This window comes from Sphingobacteriales bacterium (assembly GCA_012517435.1).
GTDB lineage: Bacteria > Bacteroidota > Bacteroidia > CAILMK01 > JAAYUY01 > JAAYUY01.
The window spans coordinates 1-8907 of sequence record JAAYUY010000100.1 but is presented as its reverse complement, the minus strand read 5'-3'; the positions used below and the strand labels follow the sequence as shown (position 1 = coordinate 8907).

The window sequence follows — 8907 nt, the reverse complement described above, 5'->3', positions numbered from 1 at the left end:
CTTTTGGTAAGCATAAAAAACCCCTCGAAAGAGGGGTTTGGGGAGGTCCCGAGCGGAGTCGAACCGCTGTACGTGGTTTTGCAGACCAATGCCTAGCCACTCGGCCACGGGACCATTTTGCGGGTGCAAAGATAAAGACAAAAATTATTTCCGTACAAATTCACTTTCAATAAAAACGGCTTCAAGGTTAGCACGGGGTAGTGGCCTTTCTTTTTCAATTCTGATTTTAACTTTTTCAACAGACTGAAAGTTCTCAAGTATTCTTTGCCCGATTAATGCCGAAAAGCTTTCAACCAGATTCAGCGGATGTTCTGATTCCCGGATAACCAGTTCATAAACATCTTCATAATTCACCGTATTTGAAAGTGAGTCTTTCATGGCTCCAGCATCCATGTTCAGATGAAGCTCTATGTAAATATTGTATTTACGTCCCTGCATTTTTTCCCAGCCATAAACTCCCACAGGTGCTTTTATTTTTATTCCCTTAAGCCCGATTGTCAGCATGAATGCTTATTTTTTTTCAGTTGCAATATTATGCATTTGATTTTTAGCGGTATTTTTATAGCCGGATTTTTATTTGAAAATTTGTGGTTTTTACTACTTTTAAACTTTTATCTTTCCGAAAAGCTGTTGTTTTATAATGAAATTAAAGCTGATTATTTTTTTATCAATTGCTTGTCTGTTTTTTTCATCAGGTAGTTTCGGCTATCAGAATAAAAAGGCTATTTTATTGGTAAACAAAAGTTTGCAGCCTGATTCATTGGGTTATAATATTGTCAGCAGTTATCTGGAACTGGTTTATTATCTGGTCAGGGAAAATAAAATAAAATTATGGGATTCGCCTCTCAAATCATATCTTATTGATTTTGATAACCTCAAGGGGCTTGAGCAAAATCAGGAGCTTTCTTTTACAAAAGCAGAAAATTTTTTTATTTATGAATACTGGAGTGTCAGTTCGGGTCATTCTTCTTTCAATATCGTGGGTTTTGGATTCAGTGCTGCTAACAAACAGGAGAAAGAAGTTAGCCTTGGCTATGTTGACATCAATGATATTTTGCCCTTTCTGAAAGCTAACTATGTCAGTATTACTATTAATGGTTTCTGCCAGACTACATTTTATCAGATTTTTATGAACAAGGCTTTTTCTTACGACCTGATTTATTTCGATGATGCTCCGGTTATCACCAAGACGGGAGCAAAGGCTGAAAAACAGTATCTCAAAGGAAATGAGATAAAGAACAAAGCATTTGGCAGCAAGGCAAAAAACCTGAATGCAGTTGAAATAATTCCCTGCAAAACAATTACCTATGAGATTCATAATTTTGATTACGACAGTGGTGCTTACCTGATTTTTAAGACACTGGAAGATTTTGTTAAAAGCTCGAAGGATATTTTCAGGTTTTATGCCGGAGAAGATATTTATACTCTTTTCAGGAACAATAAGCCCCTGATTACCAAATGCGAAGTTACAGAGATGCTTCGTTTGGAAGGAGGTCAGATCAGGCAATATCTTCTGAAACTGACACCGCAGGTTTTTGGAAAAACATTTTATTCTTTGACTCCCGCCAACCTCGATACCCTGAACCTGACCATTAATGCCATTTCGTTGCAGGATTATCTTTTACAACACAGATTCAGGCTTTATCTGATTAAAATAAATGATATACCTGTCAATCCGGCTGATACGAGAGCAAATATGGATGCACTGTTCTCAGGCAGGTTCAGAAATTTCAGACCTGAAGTAATTAAAGCAGAGGAATGAGAATCAATAAGTTAAGTCTGTTTTTCTTATTTCTATTCCTTTTAGAAAATTTAACCTTGTTTTCGCAGATAAAAGATAGTAATACAGTTAACCGGAAACGGCTGTTGCTGGTAGGTGGCGGAAGTGTGGCGGTATATTCAGTCAGCCTGACGGGTCTCAACCAGTTATGGTATGCAGGATATGATCGTTCTCCCTTTCATTTCTTTAATGATAACAGGGAATGGCTTCAGTTTGACAAAGTCGGGCATTTTACCACCGCCTATTATGAAAGCCTGCTGGGTATTCATGCGCTGAAGTGGACAGGGCTGAGCGACCGTAAGTCAATCATTTTCGGCAGTCTGTATGGTATTATTTTTCAGACACCTATAGAGATACTGGATGGTTTTTCAGCCAAATGGGGAGCTTCAGCAGGAGATCTGACAGCAAATACTTTAGGTTCAGCATTGGTATTTTCTCAATACATGCTTTGGAATGAGCAGAAAATTCTTGTCAAATATTCATTTCATCCGACTCCTTATGCCGACCTGCGTCCTTCAGAGCTCGGTGAAAATCTGATTCAGCAATTGCTGAAAGATTACAATGGTGCCACTATCTGGTTGTCAGCCTCATTAAACGACTTTTATCATGGGAAAAAAATATTACCCGACTGGCTGGCATTAAGCATAGGATATGGTGCAGAAGAAATGGTTTCGGGGAGACCGGAAGATGCTCCGCCTTCGCTTTCCTATCTGAGCCGTTACCGGCAGTTTTATCTGGCACTTGATGTCAATACATGGAAAATTAAGACTGACAAAAAGTTTTTAAAACTTTTACTCGGATGTGTATCTGTTATCAAATTTCCTGCTCCTGCTCTCGAATTCAACAGGCATGGGGTAAGGTTTCATCCTTTATACTTCTGAAATACTCTATGCTGATGTATCTTTGCCTGACATGAAAACTCTTTTCTGGTTAATATTATCATACTGTCTTCTGATTTTATTAGGCTCATGTGCCGAATCAGGTTGTCCGGGTGGAATGTGTGCCCCGAATCATTATTATTCCAGTCCGAAGAGCATCTGGTCAATGGGAGGGACACCCAATTACAGGCATACCAGAGGCTACCGGACAAAAAATATGCGTATAAGGACGCATTACAAGCATTTTCGTCCGGTCAAAAGAATTGATTACCGTCAGGGTTTCGACTTTTCTTTTCGCCCAAAAGGAGGAAATATAGAGTCAGGAACTTTCAGGTCGGGATACCGGATGCCGGGCAGGGCCAACATAGAAGGAGGGGTTTTCAAATCGGGCTACCGTCCACGTAAAAGTGCCAATATCGAAGCCATGTCATTCAAAACAAGAGGCGGATACAGGCATGTTGCCAATATTGAAAGCGGAAGATTCGGTCCTGACCGTACCCGCTACCATTCGGCCAATATCGAACAGAGCCCCTTTAAAACAAGACGAACAGCTAAAAAAAGAACTTTGGCTTTTCAGAAAGCCATCCGCTATAAGGAGCCTTCAAAAGTTAAGAAGAATTCAGAATTTGGCTTGTTCCCTCCTGAAATTGAAGGCTGGGAAAAGAGAGACCCCTTGTATAAAAAGAGAAACTATAAGCCAAAAAAAGAAGGGCACGGAGTGAAAAAAATCAAGGATGAATAAATCAGGGAGCTGAATGATTAAGCATCCTTCCCAATATTAACGGGAACTGCTCACCAAAATCATAGCCTTCGGCTTTAAGGGAAGTAACAAACTCATGATGAGGTCTGTTTTGTCGGTAATCGGGTTGTTTGGAAGGCATTGCCAGATATTTTTCAAGCTTTTCGGGACTTTCGGCTACATTAAGCACAGCATGATAAAATACGATATTGGTTTTTCTGTAAATCGATGAGCCGGCAATTTTCTTATTGCCGATAGCAATATCCGAAATTCCTTTTTGTGATATATTTTTTACACCCATCTCCGTTAATGCATTCATGATACGTATGTTACAGTCATGAAAATGTTTGGGAGGGTCTTCCAGTTTCTGAGTGTGTATCAGGGTTGACAAAACGAGTGTATCGGGCCCCAGCAAAACGCTTTCTCCACCGGAAGGCCTTTTATAAACAGGAATCTGGTCATTCAGAACATTTTCCACAATCAGGGAAGTTTCTGCTTTGTTGGATGAGCCGAGAATCAGGTAATAACGATCGGGTTTCCAGATGAAGTATCTGAAATCGGGGTATTCTTGTTCTGAAAGAATCTGAAAATCAGGAAGGTCGTATTTTTTAACCTCAATAAAATCCACCGTTTGGAACTACTTGTGAATGGCTTTATCGAATGCATCAAAACCGGCCTCAGTAAATATTTCAGAAATAGTCGGGTGGGCGTGGATGGTCTGAGCGATGTCGAAAACGGTGGCTTCGAACTGCATATAGACAGAAGCCTCGGCAATCAGATCGGTGGCATTTTCGGCAATAATCTGAACACCAAGCACTTGTCCGTATTTTGGTTCTGAGAGTATGCGGATGAGTCCTTCGTTATTCCCTTCCGATAATGCTTTGGCATTGGCAGTCAATGGAAATTCACTGATTTTTATCTCAAAACCCATTTCCTGAAGTTCACTTTGGCTATGGCCTATCTGTGCTATTTCCGGAGAGGTATAAATATTCAGGGGATAAAGCCTGAGATTAAGATTGTTTTGTATGCCTTTCAGATGGTTGATGACCCATATTCCCTGAGCAGAGGCGGCATGAGCCAGATAACTTCTGCCATTGACATCCCCTATGGCATAAATGCCCTCAATGCTGGTTTGCAGATTATCATCCGTTTTGATAAATCCATCATCCGTCAGTTCCAGTTCTGCTTTTGAATCAGGGACAATGGCTTTACGGTAGTTGCAATTTATGATCAGGTCGCATTTGATTTCTTCTCCGGCAGCATTCAGAATCCCTTTTTCAAAAGAGTCGATTTTTTGGGCTTTGATGAATGTAATTTTTTCAGACTGAAGTTTTTTGAAAAGATATTCAGACAGAAAGCGGTCGCAATCGTGAATAATAAAATCATCTGAAAGGAGAACAGTAACTTTTCTTCCGATGAAAGCGAAAAACTGAGCCATTTCGGCAACTGTCGGCCCGTGGCCTGTCAGTACAAGGTGAGTGGGAATTTCTTTTAAGCTGAAAAGATTTTCAATTTCGACAATATCTTCAGCGGCTACATTTCCTTCGACCTTTATTGGGTATGAACCTGTGGCAATCACAATATTTTCACCTTCAATCAAACGATTGTTGACACTGACCGAACCTTTTCCATTGATAATGGCTGTTCCTTCGATAATATCAACACCGTTTTTTTTCAGCAGGTATTCAATTCCTTTTGTCAGGCGGTTAACGATTTTTCCTGCTCTTTTAGTGGCTTGCTCCCAGTCAAATACTATCTTTTTCTGGTCAATGCCTGATATACCGAATTCTTCAGCTTTCTGCAGACGTCTGAAAAATTTTCCGCTTTCAATTATGGCTTTGGTCGGGACACAGCCCCAGTTAAGGCACATTCCACCCACATGTTTTTTTTCAATCAGAGCGGTTTTCAAACCAACCTGCCCTGCACGTATAGCGGCTACATAACCGGCAGGTCCTGCTCCTATTATGATGACATCGTATTTCATAGTATTTTTTTTAATCTAAAATCAGTGATACAGGATCTGAAAGATATTCCATCACCTGGTTGAGAAAACGGGTTACTTCACCTCCATCGACAATGCGGTGGTCAACGGCAAGGCTCAAAGGTTGAATGATACCGGCCTGCACCTGATTATCTTTGATGACGGGTTTTTTTATCATGCGTCCGACACCCAGAATGGCAGACTGTGGATGATTGATGATAGGATTTGCCCAAAGGCCGCCAATAGAACCATAGTTGGTTATTGTAAAGGTTCCGTCTTTCATATCTTCCAGTTTCAGACCTCTTTCTCTGGCTTTGACAGATATTTCATTCAGCTCCTGTGCAATAGTCTTAATGGATTTTGTATTGGCATCTTTAATTACCGGAACAACCAGTCCGTCAGGCGTATCGACAGCAATGCCGATGTTAATGTAATTTTTAAAGATAATCCTTTCATTTTCAAGGTCAAGCTGGGCATTGATGACTTTAAATTTTGCCAGTGACTGTGCCACAGCCCGGATGATAAAAGGAAGAAAACTAAGTCTGATTTGCTCTTCAGCTAAGCGTTGCCTGTATTTTTCCCTGATTCTGACCAGTTCACTGACCTCAACTTCTTCATGAACAGTCATGTGAGGAATGGTTTGTTTGGAAACGGTCATATTCCGGATAATCGCCTTACGAATCTGGGTAAGCGGTTCAAAGCTGATACGATCGGGAATTTCAGCAACCTTAACAGCTGTTTTTTGAATACTGCTGAGACTTAAATGAGCTTTTTTAATATCATTTATGGTTACTCTGCCGGCAGGCCCTGTTCCTGCAACATCATTGATGTCGATATTCAGCTCTTTGGCCATGGCACGTGCAACAGGAGTGGCGAGTGCTTTCCGCTGTGCCGGTTTTTCTTTCTTTTCCTGAGCAGGGAAACCTTCATCTCCTGCAGGTAAAAATGCAGCATTGCCGGCCACTTCCATCGTTCCGACCACGCTGGCGCCTTCTTCTATTGGTTCGGTGGTAAAATCCTTTCGGGCTTCTTCAACAGCTTGTTCTCCTGCAACTCCTTCTATTTCGATTTCCACAAGGGGGTTGCCTACATGAATGGTCTCACCAACTTTACCAAATACAGCAGCTATAACCCCTGACTTGGGAGACGGTATATCGGTAACCACCTTGTCAGTTTCCATTTTAACTAGTGGCTGACCGGCTTCCACCCTGTGACCCTTTTCAACATACCATTCAGCAATGGTTCCTTCGTCAAGTCCTTCTCCTATGTCAGGAAATTTAAAAATATATCTCATAGTGAATGATTTTCAATAGTTCACAGTTCTTTCTATTTCATAAAAAATCTTTTCAGGGCTGATCATGTAATGATGTTCGCCTTTCGGCAGCGGAACGATGACATCAAATCCCTGAACACGTTTTGGGGGAGCTTCCAGCGACAGGAAGGAATGTTCATTGACCAGTGCAGTGATTTCAGCCCCAATGCCGAAAGATACCGGACCTTCGGCAACGGTGATAACCCTTCCGGTTTTCTTTACACTTTTTGCAATGGTTTCTTTATCAATTGGATATACTGAACGGAGGTCAATCAGTTCAACGGAAATGCCAGCCTGTTTCGCCATGACCATAGCTTTCTGAACTTCACGTATCATAGCCCCAAATGCAACGACAGTAACATCCGTTCCTTCAGAAAGAACCTTTGCTTTTCCAAGTGGAATGGAAAATTTTTCTTCCGGTACTTCCTGTTTGATAGCCCTGTAAATCCTTTTCGGCTCCATGAACAGAATGAGGTCATCACTTTCGATGGCAGATATCAGCAAACCTTTGGCATCATAAGGGGTGGAAGGAATCACAACTTTTAGACCGGGAATATGTCCGTAAACAGCTTCCATGCTTTCGGAATGAAGCTCTAGGGCATTAATACCGCCACCGTATGGCAGTCGGATTACCATGGGAACCTTGTAGCGTCCTCTGGTTCGGTTGTGAAGGCGTGTGGCATGAGAAATCAACTGATTCATAGCAGGATACATGAAGCCGCAGAACTGAATTTCGATGACCGGTCTGAGCCCGGCAGCACACATTCCCACAGCAGTTCCCATGATGGCTGATTCAGCGAGGGGAGTATCGAAACACCGTGCTTCCCCATATTTATTTTGTAAATTTTCAGTTACACGGAACACACCACCTTCAACCCCGACATCTTCTCCGTAAACCACAATGGAATTGTCTTCACCCATTTTAATGTCCAGTGCGTCATTGATGGCCTGGACCATATTCATGACCTTCATTTTCTTGCCTCCTTCCAGTTTAAAAATTTCTGATGTTCTGCCATCTGTTGTTTCAGTTCATCCGGCATTTCTGCGTACATATATTTAAACACATCTTCCAGCGGATAGGGTGGCTGGTTTTCTGCTTCTGTAAATTGCCTGTCAATTTCCTTTTTGTATTCTTCGATCAGTTTTTCCTCTTCTGATGTATCCCAGAGCTTATTTTTTTCAATGTATTTCTTTAACCTGACAAGGGGATCGGTTTTGTCCCAGTGTTCTTCTTCATCTTTTGTCCGGTATTTGGTGGGATCGTCAGAAGTAGTATGAGCCCCTTTGCGGTAGGTGAGTGCTTCGATCAGTACAGGGCCGTTTCCACTTCGGGCATAATCGGCTGCGTTCTTTACTGCCAGATACATGGCAAACAGATCGTTGCCATCAACAAGAATACCGGGAATTCCATAAGCCTTTGATTTTACGGCCAGATTGATGGATTTTGTCTGTTTCTTCAATGGTACAGAGATGGCAAACTGATTATTCTGAATGACAAATACTACAGGAGCGTTCCAGACAGCAGCAAAATTCAATGCTTCGTGAAAATCACCTGTTGAAGTGCCTCCGTCACCTACTACAGTAAAAACGACCTTGTCTTCTTTTTTATAGTTAACCGCATAGCCAATACCGGCTGCATGAAGCAACTGACTGCCGATAGGAACGGAGATAGGCATCATGTTTTCGGCATTTCTGAAAACTGTTCCTTCCTCGTAGCCCATGAAATACATAAATACGTCTTTCATGCTTGCTCCCTTGGCCAGCCATGCACCCAGCTCACGAAAAGCGGGGACAAACCAGTCATCTTTACGCCAAACCAGTGCCAATGCCTGAGAAATGGCTTCCTGACCATAATTGGGCGGAAAAGTAAACATCCTACCCTGGCGCTGGTATGAAACAGCCATAAAGTCAGCGGTGCGGGCAAAAAGCATTTGTTTATAGGATTCAACTATTTTTTCGGGTGAAAGACCGGCTTTCTCTTCTTTGTTGATAATTACACCCTCATTATCTATGATTCTGAAAATCTTGTTTTCAGCAGGATCATATTTTTCAAACATTATATTTAAGGTTTTATTTAAAATGGTTCTGAATTACGCAAAGCTAATGCCATTAGCTTTATTTATTCAAACACAAAATTAAAGGGAATTGTTCAAAAAAAAAGGAAATAATGAAGCAATAATGTTAAAAATCAGGGCAGTTGAGCTTTCTCCATTTTGT

The 8907-nt window shown here is 41.4% G+C and carries 9 protein-coding genes and 1 tRNA gene; 3 read left to right on the top strand and 7 right to left on the bottom strand.

From position 1 onward, the window contains the following. Positions 1-43: 43 nt before the first annotated feature. Both GX437_06050 and GX437_06045 read right to left on the bottom strand, forming a co-directional pair. Positions 44-114 (bottom strand) — tRNA-Cys (locus tag GX437_06050). 30 nt (positions 115-144) lie between these two features. Beyond that, positions 145-504, bottom strand: a complete 360-nt coding sequence (locus GX437_06045; GenBank protein NLJ07214.1) for a dihydroneopterin aldolase — start codon at positions 502-504, stop codon at positions 145-147. A 136-nt stretch (positions 505-640) separates the two neighbouring features. Here GX437_06045 and GX437_06040 point away from each other — a divergent pair, with 136 nt between their 5' ends. From GX437_06040 to GX437_06030, 3 genes are read left to right on the top strand one after another with little or no spacing between them, the layout of a single operon-like run. Continuing rightward, positions 641-1762, top strand: a complete 1122-nt coding sequence (locus tag GX437_06040) for a hypothetical protein (protein ID NLJ07213.1) — start codon at positions 641-643, stop codon at positions 1760-1762. Between the two features lie 56 nt (positions 1763-1818). After that, positions 1819-2661 carry a DUF2279 domain-containing protein gene (locus tag GX437_06035; GenBank protein NLJ07212.1) on the top strand — a complete coding sequence of 281 codons (843 nt, stop codon included), beginning with the start codon at positions 1819-1821 and terminating at the stop codon, positions 2659-2661. A 31-nt stretch (positions 2662-2692) separates the two neighbouring features. After that, positions 2693-3400, top strand: a complete 708-nt coding sequence (locus GX437_06030) for a hypothetical protein (protein ID NLJ07211.1) — start codon at positions 2693-2695, stop codon at positions 3398-3400. A 1-nt stretch (position 3401) separates the two neighbouring features. Here the strand turns inward: GX437_06030 and GX437_06025 are convergent, their stop codons facing one another. Genes GX437_06025 through pdhA form a run of 5 tightly spaced genes read right to left on the bottom strand, consistent with a single transcriptional unit; the run spans position 3402 to position 8750 of the window. Beyond that, positions 3402-4025, bottom strand: a complete 624-nt coding sequence (locus tag GX437_06025) for a hypothetical protein (protein ID NLJ07210.1) — start codon at positions 4023-4025, stop codon at positions 3402-3404. A gap of 9 nt (positions 4026-4034) precedes the next feature. Continuing rightward, on the bottom strand, positions 4035-5381 hold the full coding sequence (gene lpdA / locus GX437_06020) for a dihydrolipoyl dehydrogenase (protein ID NLJ07209.1): 1347 nt from the start codon (positions 5379-5381) through the stop codon (positions 4035-4037). 10 nt (positions 5382-5391) lie between these two features. Continuing rightward, positions 5392-6672 carry a 2-oxo acid dehydrogenase subunit E2 gene (locus tag GX437_06015; protein ID NLJ07208.1) on the bottom strand — a complete coding sequence of 427 codons (1281 nt, stop codon included), beginning with the start codon at positions 6670-6672 and terminating at the stop codon, positions 5392-5394. Positions 6673-6684: 12 nt separating this feature from the next. Then, positions 6685-7662 carry an alpha-ketoacid dehydrogenase subunit beta gene (locus GX437_06010; GenBank protein ID NLJ07207.1) on the bottom strand — a complete coding sequence of 326 codons (978 nt, stop codon included), beginning with the start codon at positions 7660-7662 and terminating at the stop codon, positions 6685-6687. Continuing rightward, positions 7659-8750, bottom strand: coding sequence for a pyruvate dehydrogenase (acetyl-transferring) E1 component subunit alpha (gene pdhA / locus GX437_06005; protein NLJ07206.1), 1092 nt, complete (start codon positions 8748-8750; stop codon positions 7659-7661). Before pdhA ends, GX437_06010 begins: the two co-directional genes overlap by 4 nt. Positions 8751-8907: the final 157 nt, after the last annotated feature.

Excerpts from the sequence above, each read along its gene's own strand:
- GX437_06030 (NLJ07211.1), top strand. The coding sequence starts at position 2,693 with ATGAAAACTCTTTTCTGGTTAATATTATCATACTGTCTTCTGATTTTA.
- GX437_06015 (NLJ07208.1), bottom strand. The coding sequence starts at position 6,672 with ATGAGATATATTTTTAAATTTCCTGACATAGGAGAAGGACTTGACGAA.
- GX437_06040 (NLJ07213.1), top strand. The coding sequence starts at position 641 with ATGAAATTAAAGCTGATTATTTTTTTATCAATTGCTTGTCTGTTTTTT.
- lpdA (NLJ07209.1), bottom strand. The coding sequence starts at position 5,381 with ATGAAATACGATGTCATCATAATAGGAGCAGGACCTGCCGGTTATGTA.
- GX437_06045 (NLJ07214.1), bottom strand. The coding sequence starts at position 504 with ATGCTGACAATCGGGCTTAAGGGAATAAAAATAAAAGCACCTGTGGGA.
- GX437_06010 (NLJ07207.1), bottom strand. The coding sequence starts at position 7,662 with ATGAAGGTCATGAATATGGTCCAGGCCATCAATGACGCACTGGACATT.